The organism is Sporosarcina sp. G11-34 (assembly GCF_026931025.1).
The window spans coordinates 33,129-50,555 of sequence record NZ_JAHNZW010000019.1; the positions used below are offsets into that span (position 1 = coordinate 33,129).

The 17,427-nt window shown below is 43.0% G+C and carries 14 protein-coding genes, 2 tRNA genes and 1 rRNA gene; 15 read left to right on the forward strand and 2 right to left on the reverse strand.

Going from position 1 to position 17,427, the window contains the following annotated elements; all coding sequences use genetic code 11:
- Positions 1-56: 56 nt before the first annotated feature.
- Both KSU66_RS19210 and KSU66_RS19215 read right to left on the reverse strand, forming a co-directional pair.
- Positions 57-128, reverse strand: a tRNA-Glu gene (locus KSU66_RS19210).
- 97 nt (positions 129-225) lie between these two features.
- Positions 226-299, reverse strand: a tRNA-Met gene (locus KSU66_RS19215).
- Between the two features lie 213 nt (positions 300-512).
- On the opposite strand from KSU66_RS19215, the gene KSU66_RS19220 reads away from it, so the two are divergent.
- From KSU66_RS19220 to KSU66_RS19290, 15 genes are all read left to right on the forward strand, one after another.
- Positions 513-2,930: a SpoIIE family protein phosphatase gene (locus KSU66_RS19220; RefSeq protein ID WP_269053080.1), complete on the forward strand. Its 2,418-nt coding sequence runs from the start codon at positions 513-515 to the stop codon at positions 2,928-2,930.
- 18 nt (positions 2,931-2,948) lie between these two features.
- Positions 2,949-4,352 carry a tRNA lysidine(34) synthetase TilS gene (gene tilS, locus KSU66_RS19225; RefSeq protein ID WP_269053081.1) on the forward strand — a complete coding sequence of 468 codons (1,404 nt, stop codon included), beginning with the start codon at positions 2,949-2,951 and terminating at the stop codon, positions 4,350-4,352.
- Between the two features lie 28 nt (positions 4,353-4,380).
- Positions 4,381-4,923 (forward strand): hypoxanthine phosphoribosyltransferase, encoded by a 543-nt coding sequence (hpt, locus tag KSU66_RS19230; protein WP_269053082.1) that lies wholly within the window; start codon positions 4,381-4,383, stop codon positions 4,921-4,923.
- 97 nt (positions 4,924-5,020) lie between these two features.
- On the forward strand, positions 5,021-7,030 hold the full coding sequence (ftsH, locus tag KSU66_RS19235; RefSeq protein ID WP_269053083.1) for an ATP-dependent zinc metalloprotease FtsH: 2,010 nt from the start codon (positions 5,021-5,023) through the stop codon (positions 7,028-7,030).
- Between the two features lie 102 nt (positions 7,031-7,132).
- Positions 7,133-7,897: a type III pantothenate kinase gene (locus tag KSU66_RS19240; RefSeq protein ID WP_269053084.1), complete on the forward strand. Its 765-nt coding sequence runs from the start codon at positions 7,133-7,135 to the stop codon at positions 7,895-7,897.
- 32 nt (positions 7,898-7,929) lie between these two features.
- Positions 7,930-8,817 (forward strand): Hsp33 family molecular chaperone HslO, encoded by an 888-nt coding sequence (gene hslO / locus KSU66_RS19245; RefSeq protein WP_269053085.1) that lies wholly within the window; start codon positions 7,930-7,932, stop codon positions 8,815-8,817.
- Positions 8,795-9,718: a peptidyl-prolyl cis-trans isomerase gene (locus KSU66_RS19250; RefSeq protein WP_269053086.1), complete on the forward strand. Its 924-nt coding sequence runs from the start codon at positions 8,795-8,797 to the stop codon at positions 9,716-9,718. The genes hslO and KSU66_RS19250 overlap by 23 nt, the downstream gene beginning before the upstream one ends.
- Before the next feature lie 189 nt (positions 9,719-9,907).
- Complete coding sequence (cysK, locus tag KSU66_RS19255) at positions 9,908-10,834, forward strand: cysteine synthase A (protein ID WP_269053087.1); 927 nt, start codon at positions 9,908-9,910, stop codon at positions 10,832-10,834.
- 117 nt (positions 10,835-10,951) lie between these two features.
- The gene (locus tag KSU66_RS19260; protein ID WP_269053088.1) at positions 10,952-12,373 is read left to right on the forward strand and encodes an anthranilate synthase component I family protein; all 1,422 of its coding nucleotides are present in this window, start codon (positions 10,952-10,954) and stop codon (positions 12,371-12,373) included.
- 13 nt (positions 12,374-12,386) lie between these two features.
- Positions 12,387-13,229 carry an aminodeoxychorismate lyase gene (gene pabC, locus KSU66_RS19265; protein ID WP_329958860.1) on the forward strand — a complete coding sequence of 281 codons (843 nt, stop codon included), beginning with the start codon at positions 12,387-12,389 and terminating at the stop codon, positions 13,227-13,229.
- Positions 13,229-14,089: a dihydropteroate synthase gene (gene folP, locus KSU66_RS19270; protein WP_443029009.1), complete on the forward strand. Its 861-nt coding sequence runs from the start codon at positions 13,229-13,231 to the stop codon at positions 14,087-14,089. Before pabC ends, folP begins: the two co-directional genes overlap by 1 nt.
- A gap of 3 nt (positions 14,090-14,092) precedes the next feature.
- Positions 14,093-14,461 carry a dihydroneopterin aldolase gene (folB, locus tag KSU66_RS19275; RefSeq protein ID WP_269053090.1) on the forward strand — a complete coding sequence of 123 codons (369 nt, stop codon included), beginning with the start codon at positions 14,093-14,095 and terminating at the stop codon, positions 14,459-14,461.
- Positions 14,458-14,964: a 2-amino-4-hydroxy-6-hydroxymethyldihydropteridine diphosphokinase gene (folK, locus tag KSU66_RS19280; protein WP_329958861.1), complete on the forward strand. Its 507-nt coding sequence runs from the start codon at positions 14,458-14,460 to the stop codon at positions 14,962-14,964. Before folB ends, folK begins: the two co-directional genes overlap by 4 nt.
- 382 nt (positions 14,965-15,346) lie before the next feature.
- The gene (gene lysS, locus KSU66_RS19285; RefSeq protein ID WP_269053091.1) at positions 15,347-16,837 is read left to right on the forward strand and encodes a lysine--tRNA ligase; all 1,491 of its coding nucleotides are present in this window, start codon (positions 15,347-15,349) and stop codon (positions 16,835-16,837) included.
- A 495-nt stretch (positions 16,838-17,332) separates the two neighbouring features.
- Positions 17,333-17,427, forward strand: a 16S ribosomal RNA gene (locus KSU66_RS19290); the annotation flags it as partial.

Genomic DNA, 17,427 nt, shown 5'->3' on the forward strand with positions numbered 1-17,427 from the left:
CATGCTCTGCATGCGTGGAAAGATTTTTTCAAAACTTCGTTTTGAAAAATCTCTAATGACCCCTACGGGATTCGAACCCGTGATACCGCCGTGAAAGGGCGGTGTCTTAACCGCTTGACCAAGGGGCCTTAATATAAGGTTGTTTATAAATCTTTAATAACTCTTGAACCGTGCCGTGCACGTATGGAAAGATCTTTTCAAAACTTCGTTTTGAAAAATCTTTAATGGCGGCGGAGGGATTCGAACCCCCGACTTTACGGGTATGAACCGGACGCTCTAGCCAACTGAGCTACGCCGCCGTGGATTTAGAAAATCTAACTTAAGAAAGTCGATGTTCGGAACAACAATCTATATAATACATGTGAAGACAAACCGTGTCAACCTATCGTTTAATAAAGAAAAAGAGTTCGGAAAGAGTCGAAAGATTTTGTTATCCGGGTGCCATGAACAGACATAATCTTGTGCCTCGTCTATGTATACTCAAATATACGTCGGCATAAGGGGGTTAGGAGATGAAACTATCAGGCAACATGGAAGGTCCAGTTGAACAACCGATTCGAATGTATATCGAGGCGATTGGAAAAAAGAAAATGCAAATCATTGTTGCGACATTTTTTTTACTAGGTTCATTCTTTTTATCGCAAGCTGTGTTATTTGACGCGGCAGTACCTTTCTTTTTACCAATTTGGGCACTTGCACGTGCTCGTTTTAGAAAATACTTAATTTGGGTGTTTATCGGAGGAATGGTTGGAAGTTCATTTCTCGGTGTGGGACAAGCGGTAATTCATCTGTTAGAACTGCTACTTTTCAACGCAGTAATTAGATACCCGTTCGCAAGAAAATCAGTTCCTCTAACTGTTGTGAGCTCGATTGTTGTCATTCAAGTGATTTGGCAACTCATAGCATACGCGGGGGTTATCCCGGTAGAAGTGCAGTTGTTTATTGGGTTTGAGGCAATACTGGCCTTTTTTGTGACGTTTTTTCTATTCATGGCCTTTCCACCAGCAGACCGAATTTACTTTGGAGAATGGACATCTGAACGACTCAGGGCGGCTTGTATTATAGGGGCGTTAGCAATGACTGGGATGCAAGGAATTCTTGTCGGCCATTTGTCACTCGCTGGGTTTTTCATTCATTTGACCATTCTTCTTGCCGCTTCAGCAGGGGGGCTTTCTTTTTCAACGACAATCGCAATGATTATCGCAGCAATAATAGGTTTGGCGGAATTATCTTTCACCGGAATGATGGCTGTGTATGGTATGACGGGTTTTGTAGCGGGTGCGTTCCGACGATTCGGAAAAGTGGGCATCGCTACGGGGGGAATCGTCGTTTCCGCATTCTTTTTCATGTATGATCTTACCTTACCGCTAGACAAGACACATTTTGTGACAATAGGGGCCGCAACTGTAATTTTTTTACTAATCCCGACAAGAAAGATTGAGCCATTTCAACGCATCTTTTTCCCCGCAAGTACGGATGTTTCGGAAAAGCGTCAGCAATGGTTAGCTGAGCGGCTCGACGATCAACTATCCGATTTTCAAAAGTTCGCCGAGTTTATGTCTACGTTGGTAGGTGGGCAATCACCCCATAGTGGAAATTTTATAAAGAGCGAAGAGCTTAAAACCCCTAACGTTTGTCAATCGTGTTTCCGTTATTCACGATGTTGGGAAAGTGAAGATAATGATATGGACAGGCTTCTTAATGAGTGGGAAGTAACTTATGCGTTGTCAAAAAAGTCTGCCCGGCACAGAGTAGAGGAAAAGATAAAATATAAATGTATTAAATTCACGGGTCTAATAAATGAACTTGAAGATCAATCGGCATCCCAATTATTAAGCGGGCAGCTTCAGCATGGAAGAAAAATGTTGGCGCTCCAGTTGCGTGACGTAAGCACGCACCTCGACAAAATTATGGGGGAAATTAAAGAGGACTTGTCCGTCTACAAACCGGCCGAGGAAGAAATAGAGAAACGGTTTCAAGAGCAAGGTATCGAGTTTTTTCAAATAGATGTTTTATCGGAAGAAAAGGGAGCACGGAAAGTTATTTGTTGTATTCCGGAGAAAAGATCGGATTTCGAAACGAACACAACTATGGCGGAGCGATTCATCCTACCCGTTCTTGAAAGAATGTATGACGAGCCGTTTCAAGTCGTCAAATCCGGAATCAAACAAGATCCGTTTCCGCATATTCGTCTGACATTGGGCTCGGCCGTTCGTTTTAAGCTGGATTATGGAATTGTGGCGACATCTGGCGAAAAAGCTTTCCATGCAGGAGATGCGTACGAAGTGTTTCCAATCCATGCCGGATTAACCGCGGTATTATTATCAGATGGTATGGGTCAGGATATTCATGCATATCGTGAAAGTCGTAAGGTGATTCGGCTAATGCGGGAATGTCTAGACCGAAAAATGAATCCAGAAACGGCTATGCATACACTGCATTACATGATGTCACTAAATGGGCTTGACGATATGTACGCGACGCTGGATCTTGCTTTAATCGATTTACAAGACGGGCGGCTTTGGTCATGGAAGGCTGGATCGATGAGTACGTATATTAAGCGTGGGAACGACTTTTTAAGACTTGACAGCCAATCAGTCCCGGTCGGTTTCTTGCCGGCTTTTTCAGTGGAAGCAAAACATGAAGATTTAAAATCGGGGGATATTTTAGTCATGATGACAGACGGGATGTTCCAAGGGGAAGTTTCCCTAGAAGAGCAAGAGAAGGCATTGTACGGTATACTTGGAAGATACGGTCATCTAGATTGTGAAAAAATTGCGGACCGAGTAATGGGCGAAATGGAAAGGCGATTCCGCGCGGTAGCAGACGATCGGACAGTGCTCGTGATGAAACTGGATCATGTGCTTCCTGAATGGTCTAGTTTCACTCCATATTCGCAAGTAGGTGCAAAGGAAAAAGTAAATGGATAAGGAAAAGAAGGTGTGTCAATGGATAACTTCGACGAAAAAATCTTTCAATACATCAAGGAGAAGTCGCTTGTTAAGAAGGGCGACCGGATTCTTATCGCCTGTTCAGGTGGTGTCGATTCGGTTGCACTGCTACACTTTGTGGCGATAAACCGTGAAAAATTGGGCGTTGAAGTCGCGGCTGTTCACGTCGACCATATGTTGCGCGGCATAGAATCAGAGGAAGATGGAACGTTCGTTGAAAGCGTATGCAAAACGTACGGAATTCCGTTTTTCGGGGGAAGCGTTCCAGTCCCTGAAATTATTAAGAAAGACGGAGGAAATGTGCAAGCTATTTGCCGGGAGGGCAGATACGTATTTTTTCAAAAAACAATGCGTGAGCAGCAATTCAATGTACTGGCGACAGCCCACCACGCAGAAGATCAGCTTGAAACAGTACTGATGCAGCTTACGAAAGGTGGCATTCCAACCGGTATCCCGATTAAGCGCATGATTGAAAACGGTATCCTTATCCGACCTTTCTTACCCGCCATGAAAGATGCGCTTTATTCCTATGCTAGGCGCCACGAGTTGAAATTTCGCGAAGATCCGAGTAATAACAGCAACGCTTATATGCGCAATCGTTTTCGTCAGGAAATCGTTCCGTTCATTCTGAAAGAAAATCCAACAGCCGCAGAAAATGCAGTTACGCTGTCTAGTAAAGTGCAAGAAGACGAAGAGTTTCTTGGATCAATGGCAAAAGCCCGCCTTGAAAAGATTGTTGACTTCACGGATGAAGGACTTCCATTTGTAGATAGTCGTGCATTTATGGATATGCCAACTGCTTTACAAAGACGGATGATTCCACTACTATTAGGTTATCTTTACAATAATAAAAACTTACCCGTGGAATACAAATCCGGACTCATTGGACAGCTCTTAAAGCACCTCGGTTCACAGGAAGGAAATGTTTCCATAGACTTGCCTTTTGGCTACCAATTCTTAAGGGAATATGGGAACATTACTTTCGTACAGAAAAAAACTTCTCCTGAATCGAACGTACAAAAGACCGTGCCTAAAGGGAAGCAATTTTTTTGGGGAAATGACGTTTGGTTTTATTGGTCGGAAGTAGAAAATGTCGACGTAGACTTACTTACAAATGCTAAAGAAGTAATGTATTTCGATTTACCCGAACCAGCATTGCCTTTACAGGTTAGGCGCCGAAATGACGGCGACCGGATATTGCTGCCGGGAATGGTTCATTCGAAGCGTTTATCTAGGCTATTCATCGACGAAAAGGTCAGTAAGTCAAAGCGTTTATGTTTACCTATCGTTGTAACAGCGCAAGATGAAGTATGTGCTGTGCCTGGATTACGGTATGGCGCCGCTTTTACGCGGAATCGTACAGCGGCAGGCAAATACATATTTTTACGGGGAGAGATATAAAATAGGTTTGAAAAAAGGAGGAAATTTGATGCTTTCCAAGGATATTGAAGAAACGTTAATTTCGGAAGAGGAAATCCAAGAAAAAGTTAATGAGCTTGGAGCGATACTTACGGAGGAATACAAAGACAAGTTTCCGCTCGCAATTGGCGTCTTGAAAGGCGGATTACCTTTCATGAGTGACCTTATTAAGAAAATTGACGCTTACATAGAACTCGATTTTATGGATGTGTCGAGTTACGGCAATGCGACAGTTTCATCTGGCGAAGTAAAAATTGTTAAAGATTTAAACACAAGCGTTGAAGGACGGGATGTCCTAATTATTGAAGACATCATCGATAGTGGTAAGACACTTAGCTATTTAGTCGATCTTATGAAATATAGAAAAGCAAATTCTATAAAAATTGTCACTCTCCTCGATAAGCCAACTGGCCGGAAAGTGGATTTAAAGGCTGATTATATTGGCTTTATCGTACCGGATGCATTTGTTGTCGGGTACGGACTTGATTACGCAGAAAAATACAGAAATTTACCTTATATCGGCGTACTAAAAAAGGAAATTTACTCCTTTTAAAAGCAAATTCCGATAAGGCATTTTCGTTGTAGGTTGAAACTTACCTATGATAAGATTTAAAATAGTTTTCTGTTTAATGAGATGAGGAGGCCTGGGGATGAATCGAATACTTCGATACTTTCTACTATACGGACTAATTTTCCTAGCAATCATGGGAATCTTTAGTTCATTTAATAATCCAAACCCGCAAGTAAAACCAATTACTTATCACGAGTTTATAACTGCACTAGAAGATGGAAAAGTGGTCGATGCAACACTGCAGCCAGACCAACTAGTCTATGAAGTGACCGGTAAAATGAAAGGTTATGCGGAAGGCGAGACATACGTTACGAATGTTCCGCAAAACAATGAAAGTGTGCAAGCACTTATTGAGGCAAAAACAAAAGTGAAGTATGAGAAAGCGCCGAAACCGAGTGCGTTGGCAACATTTTTCACTGGCCTTTTCCCTTTCATCATTATCTTTATCTTGTTCTTCTTCTTGCTTAACCAATCGCAAGGTGGGGGCGGCGGTAAAGTAATGAGTTTCGGTAAAAGTAAAGCGAAACTTCATACGGATGATCGCAAAAAAGTTAGCTTCGATGATGTAGCCGGAGCGGATGAAGAAAAAGCAGAACTTGTGGAAGTTGTTGACTTCCTTAAGGATTCACGTAAGTTCGATAAAGTTGGCGCACGTATTCCAAGGGGTATTTTGTTAGTTGGACCTCCGGGTACGGGGAAAACGTTACTAGCACGTGCTGTTGCAGGTGAGGCGGGCGTACCGTTCTTCTCAATTTCAGGTTCTGACTTTGTAGAAATGTTCGTTGGGGTTGGGGCATCTCGTGTACGCGACCTTTTCGAAAACGCGAAAAAGAATGCACCATGTATCATCTTTATTGATGAGATTGATGCAGTTGGACGCCAACGTGGCGCAGGTCTTGGTGGCGGTCATGATGAACGTGAACAAACACTTAACCAACTTCTTGTTGAAATGGATGGATTCGGTGAAAACGAAGGTGTTATTATCGTTGCCGCTACTAACCGTCCAGATATTCTTGACCCCGCGCTTCTTCGTCCGGGACGTTTTGACCGTCAGATTACTGTAGGTCGTCCGGATGTAAAAGGTAGGGAAGCAGTTCTTGCTGTGCATGCTCGTAACAAACCATTAGACGATACGGTCAATTTGAAAGCTCTTGCTCAACGTACACCAGGTTTTTCTGGTGCGGATCTTGAGAACTTGTTAAACGAGGCTGCACTTGTAGCGGCAAGACGTGATAAGTTGAAAATTGATATGGCTGATATTGACGAAGCGACGGACCGGGTAATTGCGGGTCCTGCGAAAACAAGCCGCGTCATTTCGAAGAAAGAAAGAGATATTGTGTCATTCCACGAAGCGGGTCATGTTGTCGTTGGGCTTATGCTTGACGAAGCGGATATTGTTCACAAAGTAACGATTGTTCCTCGTGGGCAAGCTGGCGGTTATGCAGTTATGCTTCCGAAAGAGGATCGCTACTTCATGACGAAACCTGAACTTCTTGACAAAATCTCTGGACTTCTTGGAGGGCGTGTCGCCGAGGAAATTGCTCTTGGTGAAGTATCGACTGGGGCACATAATGACTTCCAACGTGCTACAGGTATTGCGCGTTCGATGGTGACCGAATATGGAATGAGCGACAAACTCGGTCCTTTACAATTTGGTCAATCACAAGGTGAAGTGTTCCTTGGTAGGGACTTTAACTCTGAACAAAACTATTCTGAAGCAATTGCTTATGAAATCGACTCAGAAATGCAACGTATTATTAAAGAACAGTATGCTAGGACGCACCAAATTCTTACGGAGCACCGCGATCTTCTTAACTTGATCGCAACGACGCTTCTAGAAGTTGAAACGCTCGATGCAGAACAAATTAACCATTTGAAAGATCATGGTACATTACCTGATCGTCCATATGATAATAATGGCAACAAAGAAATTATAACTGTTGAAGCTGAAGAAGTTGTTGTTGAAGACAACGGAACTGTCATCGCCGATGTAACAGGGGCACCTTCGGATCCATCAATTGGTGACTTGCCGGAAGAGTCTACTCCAGACGTTCCGAACAACTCGATTCAAGAGGACCGAAAAGGGTAAAATACAAATAAAAGCTGACTGTTTCTTTTTGAAGCAGTCAGCTTTTTTTAAGTAAAATATGGTATGATGTGATGAAAATATTGATGTTAGCGAGGTACTTAAATGATCTTAGTAATGGATACTGGCAATACAAATATTGTCCTAGGTGTATATGATCAAGGTGAACTAAAGTATCACTGGCGTATGGAAACATATCGTCAAAAAACGGAAGATGAATATGCGATGCAAGTGAAATCGTTTTTTACTCATGTCGGTCTTTCATTTGATGAGATAGATGGCATTATCATTTCATCCGTTGTGCCACCGGTGATGTTCCCGCTGGAACAAATGTGCAGAAAATACTTCAATCAAAAACCACTTATTGTCGGTCCTGGCATTCAAACAGGGTTGGATATTAAATACGAAAACCCGCACGAAGTAGGCGCAGACCGAATCGTCAATGCGGTTGCTGCTATTCATGATTATGATAGTCCGCTAATTATTGTTGATTTTGGAACTGCAACAACGTTTTGTTATGTAAATGAGAACGGTGAATATATGGGCGGTGCAATTGCACCAGGTATCGGAATCTCGATGGAAGCATTGTTCGACCGGGCTTCGAAATTACCGCGTATTGAAATCGCTCGTCCAGAGCATGTCGTCGGTAAAAATACAGTTGTCGCAATGCAGTCCGGAATTGTTTACGGCTACGTTGGACAAGTTGAAGGAATAGTTACAAGGATGAAAGCGCAAAGTAAGAAAGAACCGACTGTTATTGCAACCGGAGGATTAGCAGATTTAATCGCCAGTGAAACAACAATCATTGATGTTGTCGATAATTTTCTTACGCTAAAAGGGCTTCACTTAATTTATGAAAGAAATATGTAAAAGTATAACGTTTAGAAGGAGTCAGGAAAAAAATGAATGATTATTTAATAAAAGCACTAGCATTTGACGGAACGATTCGAGCGTACGCAGTACGTTCAACAGAAACGGTATCGGAAGTGCAGCGTAGACATGATATGTGGCGAACAGCAACTGCTGCACTTGGTAGAGCAATGACAGCGACAGTAATGATGGGTGCAATGATGAAGGGCGAAGACAAGTTAACAGTAAAGGTTGAGGGGAACGGTCCGCTCGGTTCGATGGTCATTGATGCAAATGCGAATGGAGAAGTTCGCGGGTATGCAGCAAATCCACAGACAGATTTTGAGGCGAAGGAACGGGGTAAACTGGATGTCCGTCGTGCGGTCGGAACGGAAGGTGCCTTAACAGTTGTGAAAGACCTCGGTTTAAGAGATTTCTTTACGGGTCACATAGCTCTTGTTTCCGGTGAAATTGCGGAAGACTTTACGGAGTACTTTGCCGTATCGGAACAAACCCCTTCAGCGGTGGGACTAGGTGTCCTTGTCAATCCGGATAATACAGTTCAGGCGTCGGGTGGTTTTATTATCCAAGTGATGCCGGGTGCGACAGACGAAACGATTACCGCGCTAGAAGATCGAATATCAAAAATGGAACCGATCTCGTCGATGATTGCCCGTGGTTTAACACCCGAGGGGATTTTGAATGAAGTTCTTGGATCCGAAAATGTTGAGATTTTAGGTCAAATGGATGTTTCGTTTAAATGTAATTGTTCAAGAGAACGTTTTGGAAATGCAATTATTGGTCTTGGCGAGCAGGAAATTCAAAATATGATAGATGAAGATGGACAGGCTGAGGCACATTGCCACTTTTGCCTAGAGACCTATGTTTATCCTAAGAGTGAATTGGAAGGCTTTATCCATGAAATCCGTACGCGGTCGTAATCCTGAAAAAGAAAGTATGCTAAAACGAAAGTTGAAGGCAGAGCCACTTCTCATTTTGGTTGGGATTTTACTTCTTTGCAACGTGATCTGGTTTATTGCTTGGCTTATTCCTAATAAGATGGAGCAAGACGGTGAAAAGGTTGCATCAGTAGGAAAAGTCGCCATTACTAGAGGGCAGTGGATGACGGCGATGGAAAAAGAAGTCGGCCGCGAAGTACTCCTTGACCTCGTCAACGAGAATGTAATGGAAGCAGCCGCAAAAAAGTACAAGATTAATGTGAAGGATAAGGAAATAGATCTTGAACTTGCGCTTATTCGATCCGTTGACGGTCTTTCGTATACGGATGTAGATGAAGAGAAAGTGCGGAAGATGATTCGTTCCGATTTAATACTTGAGAAAGTATTAACGAAAGATGTAGTCATTAAAGACAAGGCGATTAAATCGAATTATGATGAAAATAAATCGCTTTATAATTTGCCAACATCTTATCGCACAGCTATTATTGTTCTCCCGTCAAAAGATGAAGCGGAGCAGGCACTTGGTGAATTATCCGGAGGTTCAAGCTTTGACGTGTTAGCTAAAGAGCGCTCTGTAGATGTTGGTTCGGCAAACCTTAGCGGAGATATTGGTTACATAAATGATACGACGCAAAGTATTGACCAAGCAATTGTAAAAACCGCTGCCGAGACGAAAGCGGGAAAAGTGAGTGGAGTTATAGAACTTGAAGATGGCACCTTCGCAATTATCCGTGTGAGCGATATTGTAAAAGGGCGATCTTTCAAGTTTAAAGAAGTATCCGAGCATATTCGCCGCGAACTGGCTCTCGAACAACTTCCTGAGTCGATAAACCCAGAGGCATTTTGGAAAGAGTTCGACGCGAAATGGTTTTACGGTAAATGAATCGAAACTGTCTAGTAGCCGACGTAAATCGGGGTTCTAGACAGTTTTTTCGTATCTTCAGGAATAATCGAACTTAGGTAAGGAAAAAGAATAAAAGCATTGGACATTATTGTTGACATCCCGCACATATTAATAGTATTATCAATACAATAAAGCATATCAAAATACTAGGGATTGGGAGTGGATCATATGAGTTTAGTTGGAAATTCTATTGCAGATCTTGTTGGACGTACACCCCTTGTTAAGTTAAATCGAATGACAGGTGCAGAAGATGCGGAAGTTTATTTGAAATTAGAATATTTTAACCCAGGTTCTAGTGTCAAAGATAGAATCGCGCTTGCAATGATTGAAGCAGCAGAAAAGTCTGGTGATTTAACAGAAGGCAGTACAATTATAGAGCCGACGAGTGGAAATACGGGAATCGGCCTTGCGATGATTGCTGCGGCTAAAGGGTACAAATCAGTTCTTGTCATGCCGGATACGATGAGTACAGAACGACGTACGTTGTTGCGTGCATATGGAGCTAAACTTGTTCTTACTCCCGGGGCTGAAGGGATGAAAGGTGCGATTGCAAAAGCGGGTGCGTTGGCCGAAGAAAATGGTTGGTTTATGCCGCAACAATTTAATAACGCAGCAAATCCAGAAATCCATCGGTTAACAACAGGACCTGAAATTGCAGATGCACTGGACCGTGTCGATGCATTCGTTTCGGGCATTGGTACAGGTGGCACGATTACGGGTGCAGGTACGGTATTGAAAGAACGTTTTCCAGATGTGAAAATTATTGCGGTTGAACCGACGGATTCGGCTGTTCTTTCGGGTGGCAAGCCAGGACCGCATAAAATTCAAGGAATCGGTGCTGGATTTATTCCAGAAGTTCTTGATACGAAGATTTACGATGAAATCATTCAAGTCACAAACGACGAGTCATATGATACGGCAAGACGCGCAGCGCGTGAAGAAGGAATTCTTGGCGGGGTTTCATCTGGAGCTGCCATTTTTGCAGCGCTTCAACTTGCGAAAAAACTAGGTAAAGGGAAGAAAGTCGTTGCAATTCTTCCTTCGAACGGTGAACGATATTTAAGTACACCACTTTACAACTACGACGAAGAATAATATTTAAGGAGAGGGGGCATCGACGCTCCTTCTTTTTTTATGTGTGCTTTTCCGGGTAGCATAAAACGATGGATTCGCGGTAAGATGTAGTTATTAATAGTTACGGGGGTACGGTCGATGAAGGAAAGGGAACTATCCTACACAAGAGCTAAAATGACGAAAGAGCAGTTTTTTTATGCATATAAACAATTAGCGCAAAACGATAAAAGTCATCTCCTTTTGGAGAGTGGTCGAGGGGGCAACCTTTGTATAGCGGGGATTCATCCGTTAGCTACACTGCGTGCGATGAAGGAAGATGCACTACTCATCCAATGGCGTAATGGAACAGAAGAAATCCGAGAAGGCGAACCGCTCAATTTGTTAACGGATTTTGTTCGTTCGTATGAATTCAAAACCATTCCAGAATTACCTGAGTTCCAAGGTGGGGTTGCTGGGTTTATAAGTTACGATTACGTAAGGCGCTATGAAGATATTACTTCTGACACGATAGATGATCTAGGGACACCAGATTTGTTTTTCTATCATTTCGATCAATGGGCCGTACTTGATATAGAAACGGAAAATGTGTATTTTATCGCACTTCCAGAAAGCCAGCTAGACCTAATGGATATGAAAAATGAGTGGATGGCCGCTGCGGTAATCGGATTGGAAGAACAGTTATTTACACCTGGTGAAGCGACCGATACTTCAGAAGAAACAGGGGATCTTGAAGTTTCGGTGACGGGGCCGCAATTCGAAGAAATGGTACGTGATGTGCAAAGTTATATTTCACAAGGTGACGTTGTTCAAGTCAATCTATCTGTCCGACAATCGAAACCGCTGTCGGCGAATGCTTTACATATGTATGAGGCACTTCGTTCGTTTAACCCATCACCTTATATGGCGTCAATTGGTTCCCCGGAATTCAATGTAGTTTCGGGATCACCTGAGTTGCTTTTGAAAAAGCGGGGAAGTGAGTTAAGTACTCGTCCAATTGGGGGAACAAGACCAAGAGGATTAGACGAACAAACCGATGCAGCCTTCGAATTAGACTTGTTATCGGATGAAAAAGAAAAAGGCGAGCACATTATGCTTGTTGACCTTGAACGTGAGGACTTGGGGCGTGTTTGTGTATCTGGAACAGTAGAAACAGATGAGTTTATGATCGTAGAGAAATATTCACACGTCATGCATCTCGTTTCAAACGTCCGTGGGACAGCGACCGAAGGGATTTCAAACGCGGATATTGTGCGAGGTGTCTTCCCGGGCGGAACGATTACGGGTGCCCCAAAACTTCGAACGATGGAAATTATAGAAGAGTTGGAGCCGGCACGTAGAGGGTTATATACAGGGTCGATTGGGTGGTTCGGTTTTAATGGTGATTTTGAGTTGAATATCGTCATCCGAACGGCTTTCATCCAAAAAGGAATTGTGTACATTCAAGCGGGTGCCGGACTTGTCGCGGATTCAGAACCAACAGAAGAATATATTGAATCCCTTGCGAAAGCAAAAGCGCTTTGGCAAGCGAAAGAAATGGCGGAAGGGAAAGCGAGTCGATAATATGTGGTGTTGGATGAACGATGAATACATACGGGATGAGGATTTGAAAATATCGCCATATGATCATGGGTTTTTATACGGTGTCGGTTTTTTTGAAACATTTCGAACGTACGCTGGAAACGTTTTGTTGTTTAAAGAACATATGGACAGGTTAAACGAAGCGCTTGCTGAATATCGGATTGCAATGCCGTATAATGAAGAGGAGATTTTAGCCGTTGTTCGTAAATTAGACGACTTGTCCGGTAACGCCGACGGTTATTTTAGATTAAACGTATCTGCCGGCGTTCAAGATATCGGTCTTGCGCCTTCTTCGTATGCAACGCCGAACGTTATTTTATTTCGAAAAGCTTTACCACAATCGACTCGGGGTGCGGAAAAAGAAGCGGTTTGGCTTGAAACACCGCGTAATCGCCCTGAAAGTGCGGTGCGTCACAAATCGCATAACTTTTTGAACAATGTTCGGGGAAGACTGGAACTACCATCGTTAAAAGACACTGAAGGGATTTTTGTGACGGAGGAAGGTTTTGTAGCCGAAGGAGTCACGTCTAATATTTTTTGGGTGAAAGACGGAAGTTTGTACACTCCAGACATTGCAACCGGAATTCTACCGGGAACAACTCGTGCATTTGTCATGAAACTTGCAGAACAGGTCAAAATAGATGTGCAAGAAGGATTTTATTTGAAATCAGATATAGAAAATGCCGATGAGTTATTTGTAACGAATGCGGTACAAGAAGTGGTGCCGATACACAGAGTAGGGAATCGCGTGTTCCCGGGAAATTCGGGAATTTACTATAACCGATTGCATGATTTGTATGTGCGAGCAATAAGCGAAATGAAAGAAGGTCATAGGTAATGGAATTGGCATATGCAAAGGATGTCTATCGTTTCGGGGAAACTGTAATTGACTTCCGAAAAGAAACGGTTATTATGGGCATTTTGAATGTCACGCCGGATTCATTTTCAGACGGTGGTAAATATGGCCGGGTTGACGCAGCGTTGAAACACGCGGAAGAAATGATCCGTGACGGTGCGAAGATGATTGACGTTGGCGGGGAATCGACCAGACCTGGACACGCCCCGGTATCATTGGAAGAAGAATTGAAGCGGACCGTACCGATTATTGAAGCGATAACGAAAGAATTCGGTTGTGCGGTGTCAATCGATACATATAAAGCAGATGTTGCGGAAGCGGCGATTCAAGCAGGCGCACATATTATCAATGACGTCTGGGGTGCAAAGCGTGAACCGAGGATTGCGGATGTTGCAGCACGTCACGGTGTGCCCATTATCCTTATGCATAACCGAGAACCGGCGGTGTATGAAGGATCGTTTATGGATGAAGTGCTTGCTGATTTAGCAGAGAGCGTTAGAATTGCGAAGGCGGCAGGTGTTGCCAAGGAGAACATTTGGCTTGATCCGGGTGTTGGCTTTGCGAAAAACACAACTCAAAATATTTTAGTTATGCAAGGTCTGAAAGAAATTGCGCGAATGGGGCATCCCATTTTACTAGGAACTTCACGAAAGTCGCTTATAGGGAACGTCCTTGGCCTGCCTGTGGAAGAGCGACTTGAAGGTACAGGTGCGACCGTTTGTTACGGAATTGAAAACGGAAGTCATATGATGCGCGTTCACGACGTGAAAGAAATTACGCGAATGGTAAAAATGATGGATGTGCTAGTAGGTAAATCAGTCTTTGAAAAGTTGGAGGGATGAAGTATGGATTATATTCATTTAAATGAAATGGAGTTTTACGGATACCACGGAGCGCTTCCGGAAGAAAAGAAATTGGGGCAACGCTTCCGATTGACGGTGTCGCTTGCAACAAGTTTAGAAGACGCGGGTCTGTCAGATGATCTCGACAAGACGGTGAACTATGCAGAAGTGTATGATCTTTGCAAAATGGTTGTCGAAGGGGAACCTGTAAAGTTAATCGAAACCGTTGCGGAGATTATTGCGACTGCCATTTTGGAGAGTTACCCAGAAAAAGTATCGGGGATTCGGGTGGTCCTTGTGAAGCCAGATCCACCAATCCCAGGTCATTATGCGTCCGTGTCGGTTGATGTTACGAGAGGGCGCTTCGTTTGAACCGGGCGTACCTCTCCATTGGGTCGAATATTGAGGACAGACAAGACCATTTGCTAGGGGCGGTGCGTGCACTTCATGCGTACGAATCGATTAACGTTGTAGAAGTGTCGTCAATTTATGAAACGGTGCCTGTCGGATATACAGACCAAGCCGACTTTTTGAATCTAGTCGTATGCCTTGAAACGGTGTTGGATGCCCCGGAATTGCTTAGTGTTTGTCAAGCAATCGAAAATGAACTGGGGCGTGTCCGAAAAGTTAGGTGGGGCCCGCGGACTGTGGACCTTGACATTTTGCTCTATAATAACGACAATATTGAATCGGAGAACTTGATTGTTCCCCATCCACGTATGAGTGAACGGGCGTTTGTTCTTATTCCGCTACTTGAAATCGCACCTGCAATTAGGAATCCGGTAACTGAGAAGTTCTATTCGGAGGAAGAGGCAGTTCGTGATCGTGGTGTAATACTTTGGAAGACAGTTGACGGCATTGGGCTTCTTTCTTAAGAAGGAAGACCACCTTAAATATATATAGGTTGAACTAAAGAATCCTCCTTACAATAAGAAGAGAGTGAACTTCCTCTCCCTTTCGGCGCTAGGGGGGATGCCTCCCGCAATGCGCATGTCTGTAAGTTAATTAATGGAACGGAAACTGCTGCGGAATTAACAGGTCTCCTTAATGGTTTTGTTGAAGATGTACTTGCGCGCAACGGGGGACGGTTGAAAGTAAGTGCAGTCTAATTAAGAAGAAAGATGGGCTGCCGCACAATGTGGTAGTCCTTTTTATTATGAAAGAAGTAAGTAAAGTGTGTTTGAACAATGTAAATTGTGTACAATAGGAACATATAAAAAATATTAACAAACTTATTATTATGAAGGAGTGAAAGAAATGTCCAATATCGACGAATTAAATGATCAACTTCTGGTGAGGCGTCAGAAGATGTTAGATATAAGGGAAGGTGGACTTGATCCGTTTGGTTCAAGATATGAACGTACGCATCTTTCCGGAGAGATCCATAAAGGTTATGAAGAGTTCACGAAAGAAGAACTTGAAGCAGCTTCACACAAAGTAAGTATCGCAGGACGAATCATGACGAAGCGCGGAAAAGGAAAAGCCGGCTTTGCGCATATCCAAGACCTTGATGGTCAAATCCAAATTTACATAAGAAAAGATGCAATTGGTGAAGAAGCATACAAGCTATTCACGAGCGCAGACTTGGGCGATATTGTTGGGATTTCAGGAACAGTATTCAAAACAAACGTCGGTGAATTGTCTGTTAAGGCGGAAGAATTCACGTTCCTTACAAAAGCACTCCGTCCATTACCAGAGAAGTTTCACGGGTTGAAAGATATTGAACAGCGCTATCGCCAACGTTATCTGGACTTGATCGCAACAGAGGGTAGTAAAGAGACGTTTATTTTAAGAAGTAAAATCATCCAATCAATGCGACGCTACCTCGATGATCAAGGATTCCTCGAAGTGGAGACGCCGATGCTACACGCAATTGCTGGCGGAGCATCTGCACGCCCGTTCATCACTCATCATAATGCGTTAGATATGGAACTTTATTTGCGGATTGCGATTGAACTTCATTTGAAACGGTTAATAGTAGGTGGACTCGAGAAGGTATATGAAATCGGACGTGTATTTCGTAACGAAGGAACATCAACGCGTCATAACCCAGAGTTTACGATGATTGAACTATATGAAGCGTATGCGGATTATAACGATATAATGAAGCTAACTGAAAATCTAGTTGCTCACATTGCACAAGACGTGCTTGGGACAACTGAAGTAACGTACGGGGATGATATCATTAACTTGGCTCCAGGTTGGAAACGACTTCACATGGTCGATGCAGTAAAAGAATATACCGGCGTCGACTTCTGGAAAGAGATGACGAAAGAAGAAGCGCACGCTCTTGCGAAAGAACATAATGTAGAAGTAACATCAATGATGGAAGTCGGACATGTTTTGAATGAGTTCTTTGAGCAGAAGGTAGAAGAAGAGCTTGTACAACCTACATTTATCTTCGGACATCCAGTGGAGATCTCACCACTAGCGAAAAAGAATCCGGAAGACGGTCGTTTCACAGACCGCTTTGAATTATTCATTGTACGCCGTGAACATGCCAATGCATTCACTGAACTGAATGATCCAATCGATCAGCGCGAACGTTTTGAAGCGCAGCTTGTTGAGAAGGAACAAGGTAATGATGAAGCACATGATATGGATAACGACTTTATTGAAGCATTGGAATATGGCTTGCCACCAACTGGCGGTCTTGGAATTGGTGTAGATCGTCTTGTTATGCTGTTGACGAACGCACAATCAATTCGTGATATCTTGCTGTTTCCACAAATGCGCCCGAAAGAATAATGACCAGAACCGCTATGTGAAGCGACTTGTATGGGCTTCGCATAGTGGTTTCTCTTTTATTAGTATGCAAGTTGAAACTAATTTTAAAAATAAGCTTGCATTATGAAATGAAAGCTGTTATATTTAAGAAGTTGTCCGATCAACCGAAACAAACATCTGAAACAAACGATGAAAAAGAAATTTTAAATTGTTCTTGACAAGTTGAATGTAACTTGATATGATGTAAAGGTTGCTGTGGAAAACCAGTAACGAAATAGAGAAGGAATGCAGTTCGGTTCCTTACTATAATGAATCTTATGAACCTTGAAAACTGAACAGCAAAACGTCAACAAAGCGTTTGAGTGGTTTCCACTTAAATAGCTTACAACTCGGAACACTTCGGTGAACAGAGTATAAACGTTTCCAAGTAAGTCGATTTCCGTCGAACGAACAGAAACAAAGAAGAGGAATTCAATTCCTCTTTGCTAGCAAGAAATGAGCTATTCATTTTCTTCTATTATGGAGAGTTTGATCCTGGCTCAGGACGAACGCTGGCGGCATGCCTAATACATGCAAGTCGAGCGAATCTTTAAAGGAGCTTGCTCCTTTAA

Bases quoted from the DNA above. Each gene is read 5' to 3' on its own strand.
- cysK (WP_269053087.1), top strand. From the start codon at position 9,908: ATGAGTTTAGTTGGAAATTCTATTGCAGATCTTGTTGGACGTACACCC.
- ftsH (WP_269053083.1), top strand. From the start codon at position 5,021: ATGAATCGAATACTTCGATACTTTCTACTATACGGACTAATTTTCCTA.
- folB (WP_269053090.1), top strand. From the start codon at position 14,093: ATGGATTATATTCATTTAAATGAAATGGAGTTTTACGGATACCACGGA.
- KSU66_RS19240 (WP_269053084.1), top strand. From the start codon at position 7,133: ATGATCTTAGTAATGGATACTGGCAATACAAATATTGTCCTAGGTGTA.
- folP (WP_443029009.1), top strand. From the start codon at position 13,229: ATGGAATTGGCATATGCAAAGGATGTCTATCGTTTCGGGGAAACTGTA.
- tilS (WP_269053081.1), top strand. From the start codon at position 2,949: ATGGATAACTTCGACGAAAAAATCTTTCAATACATCAAGGAGAAGTCG.
- KSU66_RS19250 (WP_269053086.1), top strand. From the start codon at position 8,795: ATGAAATCCGTACGCGGTCGTAATCCTGAAAAAGAAAGTATGCTAAAA.
- lysS (WP_269053091.1), top strand. From the start codon at position 15,347: ATGTCCAATATCGACGAATTAAATGATCAACTTCTGGTGAGGCGTCAG.
- KSU66_RS19260 (WP_269053088.1), top strand. From the start codon at position 10,952: ATGAAGGAAAGGGAACTATCCTACACAAGAGCTAAAATGACGAAAGAG.
- KSU66_RS19220 (WP_269053080.1), top strand. From the start codon at position 513: ATGAAACTATCAGGCAACATGGAAGGTCCAGTTGAACAACCGATTCGA.
- hpt (WP_269053082.1), top strand. From the start codon at position 4,381: ATGCTTTCCAAGGATATTGAAGAAACGTTAATTTCGGAAGAGGAAATC.
- hslO (WP_269053085.1), top strand. From the start codon at position 7,930: ATGAATGATTATTTAATAAAAGCACTAGCATTTGACGGAACGATTCGA.
- pabC (WP_329958860.1), top strand. From the start codon at position 12,387: ATGAACGATGAATACATACGGGATGAGGATTTGAAAATATCGCCATAT.